Here is a 20,217-nt window from a genome sequence, read left to right as displayed (position 1 = left end):
CCTGCGGCCGGCCGAGCGGAAGGTCCCGGGCCCGGTCGAGAGGCAGGTCCCTCGGCCGCTCCAGCGGAAGGTCCTGCGCCCGCCCGAGGGGAGCGTCCTGCGCCCGCCCCAGGGGGAGGTCCCGTGCCGCCCGGTCGTGCGGAAGGTCACGCGGGAAGTCCCGCGGCCGGTCCGGGGGAGTCTCCCGGGTCCGGTCCAGCGGTCGCTCCGGCTGCTGTTCATACGTGCGCTCGGGCTGTCGGTCGTACCGGTCGGTCCCCCGGTCGTACCGCTCCGGTTCGGCCGGTGCGGCCGGGGTGCGACGTGCCTCGGTCGTGTCCTCCGCTTCGCGCCGGTGCCTTCCCCGCCGGGCACGTCGAGGACCCAGGTCATCGGTCCCCTCGCCCAGTCCGCCACCGCGATGCATATCTCCACCCGACTGCTTTTCTAGGACGCGTGGCCCCCGCCGCGCAACCCGATCATCGTGTCAGTGACCTCCCCCACGGCCGCCCGCCGAAACGTGCGGTGGAACAACAGTCCACGGGGATCTGCCCGGTCCCTGATCCTTACGTGCCCGCAGGAGCTGTGTGTGTCAGGTCTCAGTCTCGCAGATGGCGGACCGGAGCGGCGCGGAACGGCGGGCGGGCCGCCACCGCACCGGTCCGGCGGCCTACCCTGAGGAGGTCACCCCGCAACCGGAGTCCGAGAGGTCGGAGAAGCCGCACACATGAGTGCCCTGAGCGAAACGCCCTATCCCTACGAAGCGCCCGCCTCCCAGGCGCTCTTCGACCGCGCCTCGGTGGTCACGCCGGGCGGCGTGAACTCCCCGGTGCGCGCCTTCGGCGCCGTCGGCGGCACGCCCCGCTTCATGGTGTCCGGCAACGGTCCCTACCTCACCGACGCCGACGGACGGGAGTACGTCGACCTGGTGTGCTCCTGGGGCCCGATGATCCTCGGGCACGCGCACCCCGAGGTCATCGCCGCCGTCCAGGAGGCCGTGGCCCGCGGTACGTCCTTCGGCACGCCCGGCGAGGGCGAGGTCGCGCTCGCCGAGGAGATCGTCGCCCGGATCGAGCCGGTGGAGCAGGTCCGGCTGGTGAGCAGCGGTACCGAGGCGACCATGTCCGCCATCCGGCTCGCCCGCGGCTTCACCGGGCGGTCCAAAGTGATCAAGTTCGCCGGCTGCTACCACGGGCACGTCGACGCGCTGCTCGCCGCCGCGGGCTCCGGTGTCGCCACCTTCGCGCTGCCCGACACGCCGGGTGTGACCGGCGCCCAGGCCGGCGACACCATCGTGCTGCCGTACAACGACCTGGAAGCCGTGCAGGAGGCCTTCCACCGGTACCCCGGCGAGATCGCCTGCGTGATCACCGAGGCCTCGCCCGGCAACATGGGCGTCGTGCCGCCGGACCCCGGCTTCAACCAGGGCCTCAAGGACGCCTGCCACAAGAACGGCGCCCTCTACATCTCCGACGAGGTCATGACCGGCTTCCGTACCAGCCGCGCCGGCTGGTACGGCGTCGACGGGGTCAGGCCCGACCTGATGACCTTCGGGAAGGTGATGGGCGGCGGGTTCCCCGCCGCCGCGTTCGGCGGGCGGGCCGACGTCATGGCCTACCTCGCGCCCGCCGGGCCCGTCTACCAGGCCGGCACGCTGTCCGGGAACCCCGTCGCCACCGCCGCCGGGCTCGCCCAGCTCCGGCTGCTCGACGAGGCGGCGTACGACACCGTCAACGCGACCTCCGCGCAGATCCGGTCCCTGGTCACCGAGGCGCTGAGCAAGGAGGGCGTGGCGCACCGGGTGCAGAACGCGTCCAACATGTTCACGGTGTTCTTCACCGACCGTCAGGTGCGCGACTACGAGGACGCCAAGCGTCAGGAGACGCACCGCTTCACCGCGTTCTTCCACTCGATGCTGTCGAACGGCGTCTACCTGCCGCCGTCGGCCTTCGAGTCCTGGTTCGTGTCCACGGCCCACGACGAGCGGGCCGTGCAGAAGATCGCCGACGCCCTTCCGGCGGCGGCCCGGGCGGCTGCGGAGGCCACCGCGTGACCATCGGAGACAGCGTCGGCAACAGCGAGAAGGACGTCACCGTCGTCCACCTCATGCGGCACGGCGAGGTGGAGAACCCGACCGGGGTGCTGTACGGGCGGCTGCCCGGCTACCACCTGTCCGAGCTGGGGCGGCGGATGGCCGACCGGGTCGCCGAGCACCTGGCGCCGCGCGACATCACGTACGTCTGCGCCTCCCCGCTGGAGCGGGCGCAGGAGACGGCCACCCCGATCGCCAAGGCGCACGGCCTCGACCTGGACACCGACGAGCGGCTCATCGAGGCCGAGAACGTGTTCCAGGGCAAGACCTTCGGCGTCGGCGACGGCGCCCTCCAGCGGCCCGGCAACTGGAAGCACCTGGTCAACCCGTTCCGGCCGTCCTGGGGCGAGCCGTACGTGGACCAGGTCGTGCGGATGATGGGCGCGCTGAACGCGGCCAAGGACAAGGCGCGCGGGCACGAGGCGGTGCTGGTCAGCCATCAGCTGCCGGTGTGGATCGTGCGGTCGTACGTCGAGCGGCGGCGGCTGTGGCACGACCCGCGCAAGCGGCAGTGCACCCTCGCCTCCCTGACGACGTTCACCTACCTCGGCGACAAGATCGTGTCCGTCGGCTACAGCGAGCCCGCGATCGATCTCGTCCCGGCCCATCTGCGCGCCGGCGCCAAGCCGCAGCAGGGCAAGGGCGCCGGGCAGGGAAAGGCGTTCGGCGCCTGACCACGGTACGAACGGCCAACCGCGGTTCCGCGTCCCGTCACCTGACGATCCGTTAAGGGACACTTAGGACGCTTTTGCCGGGAGTATTGCGAAAAACATACAAGTTCACGGAACCTCCCCGATCGTCGCGCCCTCTGTCTGGGTGACCACCATCACGCGCGACGAATCGGGGATCTTTCATGCGTACCGTCTCCCGGACACTCACCCGCAGGGGAATGCTCGGCCTCGGCGCGGGTGCGGCCGCCGCCGCCACGCTCACCGGCTGCGGAAGCCTCAAGTCCTCGGACGGCGGCGACCACGCGGCCGGTTCCCGTCAGGTGCAGGGCAGCGGGGAGCGGCCGGCCAAGCCGATCGGCGACGGCTCCACCGCGTTCACCGGCAAGCAGCCGGGGCAGCCCGCGAGGCCCGAGCCGCTGGAGCCGGGCCAGACCCCGCCCCAGTTCGTCGTCTTCTCCTGGGACGGCGCGGGCGAGGTCGGCAACGGCCTCTTCCCGCGCTTCCTGGACCTCGCCAAGGAGCACGGCGCGCACATGACCTTCTTCCTCTCGGGCCTGTACCTGCTGCCCGAGTCGAAGAAGCGGCTGTACCTGCCCCCGAACAACCCGCGCGGCGCCTCCGACATCGGCTACCTCACCGACGAGCACATCAAGGCCACGCTCACCAACGTCCGCCGGGCCTGGCTGGAGGGCCACGAGATAGGCACCCACTTCAACGGGCACTTCTGCGGCGAGACGCACGGCTCGGTGAAGTGGTGGACGCCACAGCAGTGGAAGAGCGAGATCGACCAGGCCAAGTCCTTCGTCAAGGAGTGGCGGACCAACACCGGCTGGCACGACCTGCCCGCGCTCCCCTTCGACTACGACAAGGAGCTGGCCGGCGGCCGCACCCCTTGTCTGCTGGGCCAGGACAACCTGCTGCCCACCGCGCGCGAGCTGGGCTGGCGCTACGACGCCTCCTCCCCGGGCGGCCGTCAGGTGTGGCCGGTGAAGCGGTCGGGGATCTGGGACCTGCCGCTGCAGCAGGTGCCGTTCCCGGGGCACTCCTTCGAGGTGCTCTCCATGGACTACAACATGCTCGCCAACCAGTCCGTGAACTCCACCAAGGCGCCCGCCTACAACTACCCGGGCTGGCGCAAGCAGTCCGCGCAGGCGTACATCGCCGGCTTCCAGCGGGCGTACGAGACGAACCGGGCGCCGTTCTTCATCGGCAACCACTTCGAGCAGTGGAACGGCGGCATCTACATGGACTCCGTCGAGGAGGCGTTCAAGCACATCGCGGCCGAGCGGGACAAGGGCGCCGACGTACGGCTGGTCTCCTTCAAGCAGTTCGTGGACTGGATCGACGTGCAGAAGCCCGAGGTGCTGGACAAGCTGCGCACGCTCGGGGTCGGCCAGCAGCCCGCCGGCGGCTGGAAGACGTTCCTCGCCTGACCGGCCGGGTCGGCTCCCTTGTCTGAAATGTCCCGTGTAAATAGCTCTGAAATGCGGTTTTCCGCCCCGCAGGGGGGTGCGCGAGAACCCCGGGAACGACATGCGAAACTTTTCACATGAGTACCCGTAGCCGCGCCGTCCTGCTCAGCGCCGTGGCCGTCACCGCGGCCCTGTCCCTGTCCGCGTGCGGTAAGGGCGGCACCTCGGGCGGCGGTGGCAACACCAACTTCGTGACCGGCAACAACGGCATCGACACGGTGCCGGTGAGCAAGCGCGCCGCGGCCCCGGACCTGTCCGGCAAGACCATCGACGGCAAGACCCTGAACGTCGCCGACTACAAGGGTCAGGTCGTCGTCGTCAACGTCTGGGGTTCGTGGTGCAGTCCGTGCCGCGAGGAGGCCCAGTACTTCGCCAAGGTGTCGAAGCAGTACGAGGGCAAGGGCGTGCAGTTCGTCGGGATCAACACCCGCGACACCAGCACCACCCCCGCGGTCGCCTTCGAGCAGGCGCACGGTATCGGCTACCCGAGCCTGTACGACCCCACGGGCAAGCTCATGCTGCGCTTCAAGAAGGGCACCCTCAACCCCCAGCTGATCCCCTCCACGCTCGTCATCGACCGGCACGGCAAGGTCGCCGCCCGGGCGCTGGAGGCGCTGGACGACACCACGCTGCTGAAGATGCTCAAGCCGGTCGTCGCGGAGAAGTGACGTGAGCGCGACTGTGACGCTGGCCGGCCCGGTGACGCTGGCCGCGCAGAACCAGACGGTGCTCCACGGGGCACTGCTGGTCGCGCTGCCGCTCGCCCTGCTCGGCGGCCTCGTCTCCTTCTTCTCGCCCTGCGTCCTGCCGCTGGTGCCCGGATACCTCTCCTATGTCACCGGCGTGGCCGGCACCGACCTGGCCGAGGCCCGGCGCGGGCGCATGGTGACCGGCGCCGCCCTGTTCGTGCTCGGGTTCAGTGCCGTGTTCGTCTCCGGCGGCGCGCTGTTCGGCTCCTTCGGCTGGACCCTCCAGGAGCACAAGGAGACGCTGTCGAAGGTGCTCGGCGTGGTCATGATCCTCATGGGCGCGTTCTTCATGGGGCTGATGCCCTGGTTCACCCAGCGCGAGTTCCGCCTCCACAAGCGGCCCACGGCCGGGCTGGTGGGCGCGCCGATAGTCGGTGCCCTGTTCGGGATCGGCTGGACGCCCTGCATCGGCCCGACCCTCGCCTCGGTGAACATCCTCGCGATGCAGGAGTCGAGCGCCGGGCGCGGAGCGACCCTGATGGTCGCCTACTGCCTGGGCCTCGGCGTGCCCTTCGTGCTGGCGGCCGTGGCCTTCCGCAAGGCCCTCGGCGCCTTCGGCTGGGTCAAACGCCACTATGTGTGGGTGATGCGCATCGGCGGCACGATGATGATCGTGACCGGTGTGCTGCTGCTGACCGGTGCGTGGGACAGCCTGGTGCAGCAGATGCAGACCTGGTCCAACGGCTTCACTGTGGGGATCTGATCGATGAGCAAGACCGAAACCGACACGGGCCAGGGCCAGGAGGATCTCGGCGCCGCCGGGTCCCAGCTGTCCACCGCCCCGCGCGAGGAGCAGCTCTCCGTCGTGCCCGCCATGGGCGTGATCGGCTGGATCCGCTGGTTCTGGCGGCAGCTGACCTCCATGCGGGTCGCGCTGCTGCTGCTCCTGCTGCTCTCGCTCGGCGCGATCCCCGGCTCGCTGATCCCGCAGACCGGTGCCGACCTCAACAAGGTCGACGCCTTCCGCGAGGCGCACAAGACGCTCGCGCCGGTCTACGACAAGCTCGGGCTGTTCCACGTCTACAGCTCGGTGTGGTTCTCGGCGATCTACATCCTGCTGTTCATCTCCCTCATCGGCTGCATCGTGCCGCGCGCCTGGCAGTTCACCGGCCAGCTGCGCGGCCGGCCGCCGGGCGCCCCCAAGCGGCTGTCCCGCCTGCCCGCGTACACCACCTGGCGCACGACGGCCGAGCCCGAGGAGGTGCGCGAGGCCGCGCTGAAGCTGCTCAAGCGGCGCCGCTTCCGTGCCCACACCGAGGGCGACGCGGTCGCCGCCGAGAAGGGCTACCTGCGCGAAGTCGGCAACCTCATCTTCCACATCGCGCTCATCGTGCTGCTGGTCGCCTTCGCCTGGGGCCAGATGTACAAGTCGGACGGCACCAAGCTGATGGTGGAGGGCGACGGCTTCTCCAACGCGCTGCCGATGTACGACGACTTCAAGTCGGGCAGCATGTTCCAGCCGGACGAGCTGGTGCCGTTCAGCTTCGACCTGAAGAAGTTCACCGGGACCTACGAGACCAGCGGGCCCAACAAGGGCACGCCGCGCACCTACCAGGCGAAGATCGAGTACAGCGAGGGCGCGGACGGCAAGCGCAGGGCCAAGACCATCAAGGTCAACCAGCCGCTGCACATCGGCGAGTCCAAGGTCTACCTCGTCAGCCACGGCTACGCCCCCGTGATCACCGTCCGCGACGGCAAGGGCAAGGTCGTCTACCACGACGCCGTGCCGCTGCTGCCGCTCGACGGCAACGTCACCTCCAACGGCGTGGTGAAGGTGATGGACGGCTACCGGAACCCGAAGGGCCTCAAGGAGCAGCTCGGCTTCCAGGCGTTCTTCGTGCCGACCTTCGACCCGAAGGCCGGCACGATGATGTCCCGGTTCCCGGCGCTGCTGAACCCGCTGCTCGCGGTGAACGCCTACCACGGCGACCTCGGGGTGGACGCGGGCATCCCGCAGAGCGTGTACCAGCTGGACACCTCGCACATGAAGGCGTTCAAGGACGACAAGGGCCAGCTGCTGAAGAAGCTGCTCCAGCCCGGCGACAGCATGCAGCTGCCGAACGGCGCCGGCTCGATCACCTTCGACAAGGAGATCAAGCAGTGGGCCGGCTTCGAGATCGTCCAGGAGCCGGGCAGCGGCTGGGCGCTGGGCGGCGCGATCGCCGCGATCTTCGGTCTGGCCGGGTCCCTGTTCATCCAGCGCCGCCGGGTCTGGGTGCGCGCGGTGCGCGGGGCCGACGGCATGACGGTCGTCGAGATGGCCGGGCTCGGCCGCAGCGAGTCCGCGAAGCTCCCGGAGGAGCTGGCCGACCTCGCCGGAACCCTCTACGACCAGGCGCCGGGGGCACCCGACCCCGACGACGACCCTTCCCCCATCCCCGACCCTCACGTCGTACCTGCCGAAGGGGCTGAGAAGTGACTCTCGCCGCCGTAACCGAGCTGGCCGCCGGGACCAACGAGCATCTCGCGAGCATGAGCAACACGCTCGTCTACTCCGCGATGACCGTGTACACCCTGGCCTTCCTCGCCTACATCGCCGAATGGATCTTCGGCAGCCGCAGCAAGGTGGGCCGCACGGCCAACGCGCTCACCGCGGACACCGCCCGGCAGACGAGCCGTCCCGCGGTCACCGTGAAGAAGGCCGGCGGCACCGCCGTGCTGGAGCGCCCCCAGGTCGTCGTCCGTGCCGCGGCCGGCTCCCGGGACGTGCCGGACGGCCCCGGTGCGCACGGCGGAACCGTCCAGGGCGACCTGTACGGCCGGATCGCCGTCTCGCTGACCGTGCTGGCCTTCGTGGTGCACCTCGCGGGCGTGGTGGCCCGCGCCGCCTCGGTGCGGCGGGCGCCGTGGGGCAACATGTACGAGTTCAGCATCACCTTCACCGCGGTCGCCGTCGGCGTGTACCTGGTGCTGCTGGCGCTGCGGAAGAACGTGCGCTGGCTGGGCCTGTTCCTGACCACCACGGTCCTGCTGCTCCTCGGCCTCGCCGTCACCGTGCTCTACACGGCCAGCGACCAGCTGGTCCCGGCCCTGCACTCGTACTGGCTGTACATCCACGTCTCCACCGCGATCTTCTGCGGTGCCGTGTTCTACGTCGGCGCGGTGGCCACGATCCTCTACCTGTTCAAGGACTCGTACGAGAGCAAGCTGGAGGCCGGCCTGAAGCCCGGCTCCTTCGCCACCTCGGTCCTGGAGCGGCTGCCCGCCTCCGCCACCCTGGACAAGTTCGCCTACCGGGTGAACGCGGCCGTCTTCCCGCTGTGGACGTTCACGATCATCGCGGGCGCGATCTGGGCCGGCGACGCCTGGGGCCGCTACTGGAACTGGGACCCCAAGGAGACCTGGTCGTTCATCACCTGGGTCGCCTACGCCTGCTACCTGCACGCGCGGGCCACGGCCGGCTGGAAGGGCCGCAAGGCCGCCTACCTGGCGATGATCGCCTTCGCCTGCTGGCTGTTCAACTTCTACGGCGTGAACATCTTCGTCACCGGCAAGCACTCCTACGCGGGCGTGTGAGCCAGGGGTCGCCCACACTGGAGTCATGAGCGGTTCCATCGCACAGGGCACCAGTCAGACCCACGGGAACACGCACATACTCCACTTCCTGGTGCGGCTCCCGAGGCCCATGGAAGACGTCTGGACGGCGGTGGCCACCCCCGAGGGGATCGGGGCGTGGTGCACCGCCGTCGACGTTCTCGAACCCCGTCTGGACGGCGCGGTCTCGCTGCGCCGCCTGGGCGCCGGCCGGATCACCGCCTGGGACGTGGACCGGATGGCGGAGTACACGGTCGAGGGCGGCCGGCTCCGCTTCCACCTGGAGCGGGACGGAACGGCGGAGAGCGTGCTGCGCTTCACGCACGAGTTCCAGGGCGAGGGCCCGACGGACATGGACTGGCGCCGTAAATTCGAACAACTGATCGCCATGCTGGGGGCGGACTCCCCGGTCTGACGAATGTGACGCAGGACACCGGAACGCGGTGCCTGCCGCGGACAACTGGCGGCGTGGACTATTCACTGCACGCCCGCATCCGAGCGGGCGACCCAGAGGCGTTCCGGGAGCTGTTCCGCGCCCATGCGCAGCTCGTCTTCCGGCACGCGGTGCGGGTGTCCGGGGACTGGGCGACGGCCGAGGACGTCGTGTCGCTGACGTTCCTGGAGGCCTGGCGGCTGCGGGCCAAGCTGCGGGACGAGGGCGAGACACCCCGGCCCTGGGTGATGGGGATCGCCGTCAACGTGCTGCGCAACACCGCGCGGGCCGCCCGGCGGCACTCGGCCGCGCTGACCCGGCTGCCGGCCAAGGACACCGTGCCGGACTTCGTCGAGGAACTGGTGGGCCGCATGGCGGACGCCGAGGAACTGGCCGCGGCCGGCCGGGCGCTGGCCCGGCTGCGCCGGGGCGAGCGCGAGGTGTTCACGCTGTGCGTGTGGTCCGGGCTGAGCTACGCCGAGGCGGCGCAGGCCCTGGGGGTGCCCGTGGGCACGGTGCGCTCGCGGCTGTCGCGTACCCGCACCCGGCTGCGCAAGCTCGCCGCCGAGGAACTGGCCACCGGCCGCAGCGGATCGTACGAGCGGATGGAACCCGTCGGCGGCAGCGGACAACAACAGGGCGGCCGCACCACCGCGGCCCGGTCGGGAGAGGAGACGGACCGATGAAGCGGACACCGAGGTTCGGGGAACCGGACCCCGCGGAACTGGCCCGCCTGCTGCCGGCGCCCGGCGACCCGGAGCTGCCGCGCGACCGCCAACGCCAACTCGAGGACGCCTTCATGGCCCAGATCCAGCGCCCCGCCCCCGCCACCCGCCCGGCCGCCGCGCCCCGCCCGGCCCGCGGGCGCCTGCGCCGGCCGATACTGATCGGCATCCCGGCCGCACTGGCCCTGACCGGGGTGGTCGTCGTCGCCCTGAACGCCACCGGCGGTGCGGGCACGACGGAGCCCACCCCGGTCGCGGCCCCCGTCGTGGCGATCCAGCCGGGCTCCAACGTCGCGCTGGCCTCCACGGTCGAGCACATCGCCGACGCGGCCGACCGCGGCGCCCTGCCGACGCCCCGCCCGGACCAGTTCATCTACGTCAAGAGCGAGGTGTCGTACACGACCACCTACGTCAACGCGGACACCAACACCTCCCGCACCTGGGTGCAGCCCCTGCACACCCGCGAGGTCTGGCTCTCGCCCGACGGGCACAAGGGCTGGCTGGACGAGCCCGGCTACCAGCCCAAGGGGGGCATCACCCTGGACAGCGACATCACCCGCAACTCCTACGACGAGACCAAGGCGCTGCCCACCGACCCCGACGCGCTGCTGAAGAAGATCTACGCCCGCGCGAACGGCGAGAGCGACCGGAACCAGCAGGCGTTCACCACCATCGGCGACATCGTCGGCGAGCAGGTGGTGCCGGCCCGGATCGCCGCGGCCCTCTACCGCGCCGCGGCCCGGATCCCCGGCGTCGTGGTGGTCCCGCACTCCCAGGACGCCGCCGGACGCGACGGGATCGCGCTGGCCCGCCTGGACCCGCAGACCGGCGAGCGCATCGAGTGGATCTTCGACCGGAACACCTACGCCTACCTCGGCAGCCGCGGCGTGCAGATCACCGCGGCCGGCGACGCCAAGCCGGGCACGGTCACCGAGCGCACGGCGATCCTGAGCCGGGCGGTGGTGGACGCGGAGAAGGTGCGGCCCGCCTCGCCCGGCAAGGCGTCCTGACTCACTCGGGCTTCAGACAGCCGCTCATGTCCAGGGCCTTCCCCTTCGGCCAGGCCAGCTGGACGAACTGGGCCCCGCCCTTGGTCAGCCTCACGATCGGTACGGCCTTGTCATAAGGGTTGCCGTGCTTGTTCAGGCAGATCCAGCCGCTCGCGCCGGGCAACTTCAGCGAGCCGACGACACGCGGCCAGACGTCTCCGACGCTCCTCAGGGTGGGGATGTCCTCGCCCTGGGGGGTGTCCGCCCGCCGGATGCCCTCCACGGCGAGCTGCACCGCGTCGTAGCCGATGATCAGCTGGCCGTCGTCGAGCGCGACCGGGCCGATCGGCCCCCGATCGCGGTTGTTCAGCACCTCCCTGAGGGTGCCGTAGTCGTCCGTGGACCCGCCGGTCTTCGGCGGGTTGTCCACCCAGGCGTCGGGGTGGGCGAGGGAGGTGTAGAGCACGGTCAGGTTCTGCTGCAGGGCCTCCTGGTCCAGGTCCTTGTCGTAGGTGAGGTAGGAGGCCTCGTCGCCGGTGAGGATCTGGAAGGAGTGTTCCTTGCAGCCGCGGGCGCCCAGCACGTTGACGAACTGCTGGAGATCGGCATGCCGGCCCGCGAACAGGATCGTGTGGGTGTCCGGGGGCGTGTCGCACACGGTGTGCTTGATGTCCTGGAAGTCGTGCGAGGACTCGGACGGGGTGAAGGGCTGCTCCAGGACCGGTTTGTACGGCGAGCCCTTCAGCAGCGAGCCGAAGGACTGCTTGAGCGAGTTCGTGTACGGGTCGCCGGGGTCGGCGTACACCAGGATGGCCTTGTTCCCGTTCGGGTTGGCCTTGGCGTAGAAGGCGAGCGCGCGGGCCTCGTCGGCGTTGGTCGGCGCCACCCGGGCCAGACCGGGGAAGGGGTCCTGCTTGCCCGGCTGCCCGTTGGCGAGGGTATCGGCGGTGATGGAGGAGCCGACCACGGCGATGTCGTGCTCGGTCAGCTCCCTGACGGCGGCCTCGTTGGCATCGGTGCTCTGCCCTATGCCGACCACGGCCCGCAGCCGGTCCTTGCCCCCGGTCATGCCTTCCAGCTGGTGGACCGCCGTCTTCCAGGTGTCCTTGCCGGTGCCCGAGTTCGCCAGCACCAGCCGGATCTTCGGGGTCTGGCCCTCGGAGTTGTGGTTGGCCCGGTACTGCGCGAGATAGGCGCCCTGGAGCTGGTGTTCGACGTCGTTCAGATCGGTCGTCTCGGTCGAGGTGAACGGCAGCATCAGCGCCACCGTCACATAGGGGCCCGACTCCGGCTTGTACAGCGATTTGTTCTCCCCGCGGATCGACCCGACCACCTTGCTGAACCGGTCCTGCTTGAAGTCGTACGGCCCGGTCGCCACGCCCAGGCACTCCTTGCCGCCCGCCGGGCGCGACACCCCCGGCGCGCACTGCCGGACCTCCCGCATCACGGTGCGCGCCCCGAAGACCCCGCCGGCCACCAGCACCACCGCGAGCCCCAGCGACAGATACCGGCGCAGCGGGATCTCCCACACGTGTTCACGGACCCAGCTCCCCATGCCCCCGACCGCCATCAGGCCTCCCCACGCCCGTCGTCCTCGTGTTCGTCCGGGCCCTCCAGCGGGTGCCCGGCCAGTGCGGCGGCCGGCCAGTCCCGGGAGGCCCGCCACAGCAGCGCACCCGCCGCGGGGCGCAGATTGGACAGTTGTTCCAGCTCGAAGCGGAGCCGGTCGCACACCTTCGGATCGGGCAGCACGAGCGGGTCGGTCAGCTCCCACACCGCGTGCAGCAGCCGCCGTACCCGCAGGTGCAGTACGGCGTCCACGTCCCCCGGCACCGCGTACGCGGCGTCCGTGGTGCCGAGCGCGACCGCGGCCCGCCGGTTGCCGCGTCCGCTGAAGTCACGGCCCTCGGCGTCGTGCGCGTGGAAGTAGGGCGCGGACGCGATGAAACGCAGCGTGCGCAGCCATTCCCGGGGGTCGGCGGTGGTGAAGTCGTCCCGCAGCCGGGCGATCGCCGACTCGGTGTTGCCGAGGGCGAGTTCGTGGTGCAGCCGGTACGGCGCCCCCTCCGGCTCGGTGTAGTGGTCGATCAGCGTCTCGTGCGCGCGCCGCCAGGACGCGTGGTCCGCGTCGCACAGGTGCAGCCGGAGCAGCAGCAGCGCCCGCACGAACGGATCGCCGACGAACTGGCCCGGTACGACGGGCAGTCCCTCCTCGGCGAGCAGCGTCTGCAGCGCCCGTACGTCCGCGGGCCCGAAGGTGTCCGGCAGCAGCGCCGCGGCCAGGGCGCACGCCGAGTCGTGGTCGTGGGCGGCGGCCAGCACGGTCAGCTCCTCCAGGTACTCGGCCGGCACCAGCCGGTCCAGCAGCGCCTGGTGGGCGGGCAGTCCCCGCCGGTCCTCGGCCGGCCGGAACTCCGCGGTGAGCAGCTCGCCCACCGAGGTCACCCCCGGCAGATGCTGCGCGGCCGACTCGGCGAGCAGCACCACGCCCAGCGGGTTCCCGCCGGTCAGCCGGTGCGCGGCGGCCGGGAGGTGGGACGGTACGGCGGTGTCCGAGCACAGCGCGCCGACGATGTGCAGCGTGTCGTCGGCGCTCAGCGGGGACAGCGCGACCAGCAGGGCGCGCGAGGAGGGTGCCGAGTCCGGCGCCCACTCGGTGCGCCGGGCGACCTCGGCCAGTTTCCGCCGCGTCGCGTTGGGCAGTTCCTCGCGCCCCTCGCCGCGCCGGGCGGTCACGAAGACGACGCGGTCGCCGATGCCGTCGGCGCGGTCGCGCAGCACGGCCGCGGTCAGCTCGGGGCCCGGTGACGACTGGGCGTTGTCGAGCAGCACCAGGGGCCGGCCGAGGCGCTGCATCTTCGCCATGAACCCGGTGTACGCCTCGGTGAGGTCGGCGAGCAGGGCCCGCACCAGATACCGCTCCGCGTGCTCGCGGGAGCCGCCGCCGTCCCGGAAGTGCTGGGACAGCAGGATCAGCCCGCGCTGGGAGCTGCCGCCCGCGTTCGGGTAGGACCGGTACCACTGGGACGCCTTCTGCTGCCGGTGGCCGGTGAACCCCTCGGCGACCGATTCCAGGGTGGCCTCGACGGCGCCCGTGACGAACGCGTTCCCGCCGGTGGCGGCCGCGACCACCTTCGCCGCGACCTTGGCCGCCCAGCGTCCGGCGAGCGAACCGAACCGTCCGCCCCGCTCGTTCAGCAGCAGGATGCGCTCGACCTCCCGGCGGATGCGTTCCGAGTCGGCGTCGCCCCAGCCGCCGGCGGCCACCGCGACCAGGCCCGACATCAGCCGCGGGAAGGCGATCCGCCCGGCGCCGGTCACCGGCTCGGCCAGCTGCTCGGCGATCACCAGCAGTGCCATGGCCGAGGCCGACCAGGACTCGGGGGACCGGCCCGCGGGCGGCTCCGCGAACTGGCGGGCCGAGCAGTCGATCAACGCCACCGGCGTGTGCCCCTGGTAGCTGTCCCGCAGCTCGCCCAGCACCGCGCTCTTGCCCAGCCCCCGGGCCCCGGTGAGCACCACGAAGGGCGGCTCTTCCGGGTGCTCCAGAGGGTGGGCGCGATGGTGACCGGGGGCCAGGCCCACCAGACGAGGCGCGAGGCCGGCCGGATCCGCGTCGAACAGGGCCCCCCGCCCGTGCAACCGTGTGTGCACCGCATCTCCCCCTTCAACAACAGTGTAAAAAGGGGCAGTTGGTCGACGCCAGGGCCAGAGTTGCCCGTTTGGGTAACGATGTGCGCTCACGACACCGCCGACAGGCGCCCGTGGCCCGCCGAGGCGATGTGGTCCCGCAGCCGCTCGACGTAGAGCCGCATGTTCTTCGCCGCCGCGTCGGTGTCCGGGTACCGGCTGGCCACCCAGAGCCCCTCGTGCTGCCGGTTCACCCAGACGCACACCTGGTCGCCGTACGACACCCGCAGCAGGGCGTGCGCCCGCATCTCCCGCCACCGGTCGGCGCCCGGCACCGACCGGGTGTCCACGTAGGACACGATCGAGTACAGGTCCGGCGAGGTGGGCCGGAAGTCCGCGCCGAGCAGCGCCAGCACCCGGGCCAGCGGCATCCGGGCCAGCGCCCGGTTGGCGCCCAGCTCCGCCCGTACGGCCCGCAGCGCGTCCGGCAGGCCCCGGGTGCGGGCGACCGGCACCTCGATCGGGGCCCCGCCCACGTACCAGCCCACCGAGTCGGTCCAGCGCGAGCGCACCCGGGTGTGGAAGGGCACCACCGTCCGGTACACCGACTGCCCGCCCAGTTCCTGCACGATCAGCGCGGTCGCCGCCAGCAGCCCGACCAGGGCCCCGCCGTACGGCCGGCAGTACGCCTCGAACGCGGCCGCCGCGTCCGCGTCCGCGAGCGGCTCGCACAGCATCGCCTGCCGGGGCAGCGGCCCGCCGGGCGTCAGGCCGAGGTCCACCGGGAAGCCGGGCAGGGTGCCGCCGCCGCGCCGGATGAACTCCCGCCAGCGCGCCACGATGTCGTGCCCGCCGTCGAGCCGGTCCGCGTCCGCCCGCTCGATCTCGCAGAAGTCCACGTAACTGGCGGCGGGGGTGCGGGGCTCCTCGGCGCGGCCGCCGCGGATGCCCGCGTACAGCTCGCTCACCTCGGCGGCGATCCGGGTCAGCGAGTAGGCGTCCACGTTGCTGTGGTCGAAGGCCATGTACACGCTGGTGGAGTCCTCGCGCACGACGGCCGTGTAGATGAGGTTCGGCCAGCGCAGGGCGTCCGCCACGGCGTCGAAGCGGTCCTGGAGATGGCGCACGAGCCGGTCGGCGTCGGTGAACTCGCCGACGTCCGTCCTGCTCAGGGACACGTCGGCGGGATCGAGGGTGAACCGGCGCAGTTCCTCGCCCGCCCAGCGGAAACCGCTGCGCAGCGTCTCGTGCCGCAGTGTCCAGGAGCGCAGCGCCGCTTGCAGGGCGTCCAGGTCGACCGGGCCGGGCAGGTCGAACCCGGTGCCCAGCCAGGTCGGCACGAACAGGCCGTCCTCCCGTACGCACTTGGCGGTCCGGATGTGCGACTCCTGGATGTAGGCCGGCGGCCGGGAGTCCTCCGGCAGCCGCGTCGCCGCCGCGACGGTGGCCGGGCTCAGCGTCCACTCGACGAGCCGTCCCGGCCGTACTCCGCAGCGCTGGATGTCAGTGATTCGCACGCGTCTCCCATCGCAGAAGGGGGCCCCTGCTGGATGTGGGGCCCCCGTCAAGGCAATGACGGGGGACGCGCCCGGGACATGCCCGGCGGTGTCATTTCAGCGGAACGGGTGGCAGGGCGAACGGGGAATTGATTAACCGACGGTGACGGTGGTGGTGCCGCTGCTCAGTCCTCGGCGGTGTCCGCCGCGACCGCCCGCCAGATCCGCTCGGGCAGCAGCACCGCGGCCCGGTCCAGATCGACGTCGCCGACCCCCGACAGCCACCGGCGGGCCACCGCGACCACCGGCCCGAGGATCAGGGACTCGATCAACGGCGCGGGCAGTGGCGCGAGTTCGCCCCGCTCGGCATACCCCTCGATCCACTGCCCGAGCGGCGAGATCCGCGCCTCCTGGGCGTCGCGCAGCCGCCGCCCGTCGGCCATGCCCCGCCGGTCCGCGGACGCGGAGTGCAGCAGCAGTGCCGCCGCCCGCTGCTCCTGTACGAAGTTCATATAGGCCCTGACCAGGGCCCGGATGCCGGTACGCGCCGTGCGGGTGTGCGCCACCGCCGCGGCCAGTTCCCCCAGCAGCCGCCCGAGCCACCGGTCCACCAGCGCGTTCACCAGGCCGTCGATGCTGCCGAAGTGGTGGTAGAGGCTGCCGAGGCTGACGCCGCTCGCCCGGGTGACCGCGGCAACCGTCAGCCCCTGTTCGCCCGTCTCCGCGTACACGCGCAGAGCGGCGTCCAGGAGCTGTTCGACGGTGGTCTCGCCACGCTGCTGCTTGGGGCTCATTGAAATGCTTTTCTAGAAGGATATTTTGGTTTGCCGGGTGGGGACGCTCACACTGGTGTCTCGCATGGGTGTCCCATCCTCACATCCCGCAGGGGGAGACGGTTGAACGGGGAACACAACGGGGTCGAGCCGCTCGAAGCCGGCGACCCCCGGCGCATCGGACCCGTCCCGCTGGTCGGACGGCTCGGTTCGGGCGGCATGGGACGGGTCTACCTCGGCGTGTACGAGGGCCGGTATGCCGCGGTCAAGCAGGTGCTGCCCTCCGTGGTCGGCGAGGACAAGGACTTCGTCCGCCGCTTCGGGCACGAGCTGGACAACCTCGCCCGGCTGCCCGCCGATGCCACGGCCCGCCTGCTGGTCGGCGACCGGGACGCCCGGCCGCCGTGGTTCGCCACCGCGTACGTCCCCGGACTGACCCTCCGCGAGGCCGTCGAGGCGCACGGCGGAGCGCTGCCCGCCCCCTCGCTGTGGCTGCTGCTCGGGCAGGCGGCGGCGGACCTGGCGGCGGTGCACGACCTGGAGATGGTGCACCGGGACGTCAAGCCGTCCAATGTGATGCTGACCGTCGACGGCGTCACACTGATCGACTTCGGCGTCGCCCGCGCGGCCGACCAGAGCCAGCTGACCCGCACCGGCGTGGTGGTCGGCACCCCGGCCTACATGTCGCCCGAACAAGCCTCGGGCGTGCGGCCGTTGACCAGTGCGGTGGACGTGTTCGCGCTGGGCTCGGTGGTGGCGTACGCGGGCAGCGGGCGCCCGCCGTTCGGGGACGAGTCCGGGCCCGCGGTGCTGTACCGGATCGTGCACGAGCAGCCGGACCTGACGGAACTGCGGTCGGGCGACGCGGAGTTGGCCGAGGTGGTCGCCTCCTGCCTGGACAAGGACCCGGCGAACCGGCCCACGGCGGCGGAGCTGGTGGAACTGGCGGCGGGCCGGGCCCCGGCCGGTCCGCCCGCGGAGCCGCCGTGGCCCGCCCCGATCGCCGGAATCCTCGCGGCGCGGGCGGAGTTCGCGGGACGGGTTCCGGAGGTGGTGCCGGAACCGGAGGAGGCGCGGGCCACGGAGGGCGGGCAGCGGACCACGCAGGGCGGGCCGGGCGCCGGGGAGGGGCCGGGCGCGGGGGAGGAGCCCGCGCGCCCGCCGGCGCGCGGCGGCGGGGACCGGGGGGAGAAGCCCGAACGGCGCCGCCGCACAAAGGTGCTGCTGACCCTCGTCCCGGTCGTGGTCGTCGTCGGCGCGGCCACGCTGGTCGTCCAGCTGGCGCCGTACGTCACCGGGAACGGCCCCCGCCACGACGGCGCCGCGGGCACCCCGGTCCCGTCCCTCTCCGTGACGTCCGGCCCCGCGTCGGGCAGCCCTTCCGGCAGCCCCTCCGGGAGCCCGAAGCCCGGCGGGAAGGGCTCGGCGTCCCCGGCGGACGCCAGGAAACCCGGCAAGGGGAACGGGACGGACGGCAAGGCGTCGGGCGACCCGGGCCCGGGCGGCGGGTCGGGCTCCGGGTCCGGCGGCGGCTCCGGTGCCTCGGGCGGGAGCGGGGGGAGCGGTTCCGGCGGCTCGGGCGGTGGCGGCTCCACCGGGGGATCGCACTCCGGGTCCGGGTCGGGGTCCGGTTCGGGCTCCGGGTCGGGGTCCGGGTCCGGGTCGGGTTCCGGTTCGGGCGGCGGCTCCACGGGCGGGTCGACCGCCGGCGGCGGCTCCGGCGGCGGTTCCGGTGGCGGCGGCACCGGAACCGTCCACCTCCGCAACGCCGAGAACGGCAAGTGCCTCACCCAGGTCTACGGCGCCGTCGGCTTCGGCGGCTGCTCCGACTCCGCCGGCCGCTGGACCTTCCGCAGCGCGTCCGGCGGCACGGTCAAGATCGTCAACGTCGCCACGGGCGCCTGTCTCAGCTCCAACATGAAGGGCCAGAACGCCGTCGTCGCCGACTGCGGCAGCACCAGCTCCGCCATCCTGTGGCACACCGGCTCCGGCAACACCCTGAGCACGGCCTTCGACGGCGGCTGCCTCGCCCTCTCCTTCGGCGGCAACGTCTCCACCCAGACCTGCCAGGCGGGCACGGCCGCGCAGAACTGGGCCCGGACCTGACAGGGCCCGCCGGGCACCGGCCGAAGGCCGCCGCCGAGCGCCCTGGCCCGGTTGCCGGGCCCGGTTGCCGGGCCCGGGGGGCGGGTGGCCGATACTGGGACGCATGGCTTACGACGATCTTCGCTCCCTGCTCCGGTCCCTGGAGCGCGAGGGAGACCTCAAGCGCATCAAGGCCGAGGTCGACCCCTACCTGGAAATCGGGGAGATCGTCGACCGGGTGCAGAAGGCCGGCGGCCCGGCGCTGCTCTTCGAGAACGTCAAGGGCTCGGCGATGCCGCTGGCCATGAACGTCTTCGGCACCGACCGCCGGCTGCTGAAGGCGCTGGGCCTGAAGTCGTACGGCGAGATCTCCGAGAAGATCGGCGGGCTGCTGCGGCCCGAGCTGCCGCACGGCTTCATCGGCGTCCGCGAGGCGTTCGGCAAGCTCGGCGCGATGGCGCACGTGCCGCCCCGCAAGGTCAAGGAAGCCCCGGTGCGGGAGGTCGTGCTGCGGGGCGACGACGTCGACCTCGACCGCCTCCCCGCCCTGTTCACCTGGCCCAAGGACGGCGGCTCCTTCTTCAACCTGGGCCTGACCCACACCAAGGACCCCGAGACCGGCGTCCGCAACCTGGGCCTGTACCGGCTCCAGCGCCACGACCGGCGCACCATCGGCATGCACTGGCAGATCCACAAGGACAGCCGCAACCACTACCAGGTGGCCGCGCGCCGGGGCGAGCGCCTGCCGGTCGCCATCGCCTTCGGCTGCCCGCCGGCCGTCACGTACGCCTCCACCGCTCCGCTCCCCGGCGACATCGACGAGTACCTGTTCGCCGGGTTCCTCGCGGGCAAGCGGATCGAGATGGTCGACTGCGAGACCGTGCCGCTCCAGGTCCCGGCGCAGGCCGAGGTCGTCCTGGAGGGCTGGCTGGAGCCCGGCGAGATGCTGCCCGAGGGCCCCTTCGGCGACCACACCGGCTTCTACACCCCGCAGGAACCCTTCCCCGCGCTGAAGATCGACTGCGTGACGATGCGCAGGCGCCCGCTGCTCCAGTCGATCGTGGTGGGCCGGCCGCCGACCGAGGACGGCCCCCTCGGCCGCGCCACGGAACGCTTCTTCCTGCCGCTGCTGAAGATCATCGTCCCCGACATTGTGGACTACCACCTGCCCGAGGCCGGCGGCTTCCACAACTGCGCGATCGTCTCGATCGACAAGAAGTACCCGAAGCACGCGCAGAAGGTGATGCACGCGATCTGGGGGGCGCACATGATGTCCCTCACCAAGCTGATCGTGGTCGTGGACGCCGACTGCGACGTCCACGATCTGCACGAGGTCGCCTGGCGCGCCCTCGGCAACACCGACTACGCCCGTGACCTCACAGTCGTGGAAGGCCCCGTCGACCATCTCGACCACGCCTCCTACCAGCAGTTCTGGGGCGGCAAGGCCGGGATCGACGCCACGCGGAAGTGGCCGGAGGAGGGCTACACGCGCGACGGCGGGTGGCCGGACATGGTCCTGTCGGACCCGGATACGGCGGCCCTGGTGGACCGCCGCTGGAAGGAGTACGGCCTGTGAGCACGGCCGCCGC

16 protein-coding genes are annotated in these 20,217 nt (G+C 71.8%); 12 read left to right on the top strand and 4 right to left on the bottom strand.

Features of this window, described 5'->3' with window-relative positions:
• The first annotated feature begins 715 nt into the window (after window positions 1-715).
• From hemL to HZZ00_RS34110, 10 genes are all read left to right on the top strand, one after another.
• Window positions 716-2,032 (top strand): glutamate-1-semialdehyde 2,1-aminomutase, encoded by a 1,317-nt coding sequence (hemL, locus tag HZZ00_RS34155; RefSeq protein ID WP_180333819.1) that lies wholly within the window; start codon window positions 716-718, stop codon window positions 2,030-2,032.
• Between the two features lie 53 nt (window positions 2,033-2,085).
• Window positions 2,086-2,745 carry a histidine phosphatase family protein gene (locus tag HZZ00_RS34150; protein WP_070025358.1) on the top strand — a complete coding sequence of 220 codons (660 nt, stop codon included), beginning with the start codon at window positions 2,086-2,088 and terminating at the stop codon, window positions 2,743-2,745.
• 179 nt (window positions 2,746-2,924) lie between these two features.
• Window positions 2,925-4,175 carry a hypothetical protein gene (locus HZZ00_RS34145; protein WP_180329933.1) on the top strand — a complete coding sequence of 417 codons (1,251 nt, stop codon included), beginning with the start codon at window positions 2,925-2,927 and terminating at the stop codon, window positions 4,173-4,175.
• A 116-nt stretch (window positions 4,176-4,291) separates the two neighbouring features.
• The gene (locus HZZ00_RS34140) at window positions 4,292-4,882 is read left to right on the top strand and encodes a TlpA disulfide reductase family protein (protein WP_180329932.1); all 591 of its coding nucleotides are present in this window, start codon (window positions 4,292-4,294) and stop codon (window positions 4,880-4,882) included.
• Between the two features lie 19 nt (window positions 4,883-4,901).
• On the top strand, window positions 4,902-5,666 hold the full coding sequence (locus HZZ00_RS34135; RefSeq protein WP_070025359.1) for a cytochrome c biogenesis CcdA family protein: 765 nt from the start codon (window positions 4,902-4,904) through the stop codon (window positions 5,664-5,666).
• A gap of 3 nt (window positions 5,667-5,669) precedes the next feature.
• Window positions 5,670-7,382 carry a cytochrome c biogenesis protein ResB gene (locus HZZ00_RS34130; RefSeq protein ID WP_180329931.1) on the top strand — a complete coding sequence of 571 codons (1,713 nt, stop codon included), beginning with the start codon at window positions 5,670-5,672 and terminating at the stop codon, window positions 7,380-7,382.
• Complete coding sequence (gene ccsB, locus HZZ00_RS34125) at window positions 7,379-8,479, top strand: c-type cytochrome biogenesis protein CcsB (RefSeq protein WP_070025295.1); 1,101 nt, start codon at window positions 7,379-7,381, stop codon at window positions 8,477-8,479. Before HZZ00_RS34130 ends, ccsB begins: the two co-directional genes overlap by 4 nt.
• A 25-nt stretch (window positions 8,480-8,504) precedes the next feature.
• Window positions 8,505-8,912: an SRPBCC family protein gene (locus tag HZZ00_RS34120; protein ID WP_180329930.1), complete on the top strand. Its 408-nt coding sequence runs from the start codon at window positions 8,505-8,507 to the stop codon at window positions 8,910-8,912.
• A 53-nt stretch (window positions 8,913-8,965) separates the two neighbouring features.
• Window positions 8,966-9,616, top strand: coding sequence for an RNA polymerase sigma factor (locus tag HZZ00_RS34115; protein WP_180329929.1), 651 nt, complete (start codon window positions 8,966-8,968; stop codon window positions 9,614-9,616).
• Complete coding sequence (locus HZZ00_RS34110) at window positions 9,613-10,665, top strand: CU044_5270 family protein (RefSeq protein WP_180329928.1); 1,053 nt, start codon at window positions 9,613-9,615, stop codon at window positions 10,663-10,665. The genes HZZ00_RS34115 and HZZ00_RS34110 overlap by 4 nt, the downstream gene beginning before the upstream one ends.
• A 1-nt stretch (window position 10,666) precedes the next feature.
• On the opposite strand, the gene HZZ00_RS34105 is transcribed toward HZZ00_RS34110, so the two are convergent.
• The 4 genes from HZZ00_RS34105 to HZZ00_RS34090 form a co-directional block, all read right to left on the bottom strand.
• Complete coding sequence (locus HZZ00_RS34105; protein WP_180329927.1) at window positions 10,667-12,214, bottom strand: ABC transporter substrate-binding protein; 1,548 nt, start codon at window positions 12,212-12,214, stop codon at window positions 10,667-10,669.
• On the bottom strand, window positions 12,214-14,298 hold the full coding sequence (locus HZZ00_RS34100) for a hypothetical protein (protein WP_180329926.1): 2,085 nt from the start codon (window positions 14,296-14,298) through the stop codon (window positions 12,214-12,216). The genes HZZ00_RS34105 and HZZ00_RS34100 overlap by 1 nt, the downstream gene beginning before the upstream one ends.
• Window positions 14,299-14,384: 86 nt before the next feature.
• The gene (locus tag HZZ00_RS34095) at window positions 14,385-15,791 is read right to left on the bottom strand and encodes a condensation domain-containing protein (protein WP_180329925.1); all 1,407 of its coding nucleotides are present in this window, start codon (window positions 15,789-15,791) and stop codon (window positions 14,385-14,387) included.
• A 164-nt stretch (window positions 15,792-15,955) separates the two neighbouring features.
• Window positions 15,956-16,564, bottom strand: coding sequence for a TetR/AcrR family transcriptional regulator (locus HZZ00_RS34090; protein WP_180329924.1), 609 nt, complete (start codon window positions 16,562-16,564; stop codon window positions 15,956-15,958).
• A gap of 102 nt (window positions 16,565-16,666) precedes the next feature.
• On the opposite strand from HZZ00_RS34090, the gene HZZ00_RS34085 reads away from it, so the two are divergent.
• On the top strand, window positions 16,667-18,649 hold the full coding sequence (locus HZZ00_RS34085) for a serine/threonine protein kinase (protein ID WP_180329923.1): 1,983 nt from the start codon (window positions 16,667-16,669) through the stop codon (window positions 18,647-18,649).
• A 103-nt stretch (window positions 18,650-18,752) separates the two neighbouring features.
• On the top strand, window positions 18,753-20,204 hold the full coding sequence (locus tag HZZ00_RS34080) for a menaquinone biosynthesis decarboxylase (RefSeq protein WP_180329922.1): 1,452 nt from the start codon (window positions 18,753-18,755) through the stop codon (window positions 20,202-20,204).
• The last annotated feature ends 13 nt before the right edge of the window (window positions 20,205-20,217 follow it).

Origin of the sequence: Streptomyces sp. NEAU-sy36, assembly GCF_013423905.1 — a bacterium.
Taxonomy (GTDB): domain Bacteria; phylum Actinomycetota; class Actinomycetes; order Streptomycetales; family Streptomycetaceae; genus Streptomyces; species Streptomyces misionensis.
Note: the sequence above shows the minus strand (reverse complement) of the source record. Positions and strands in the feature narration are given on the sequence as shown.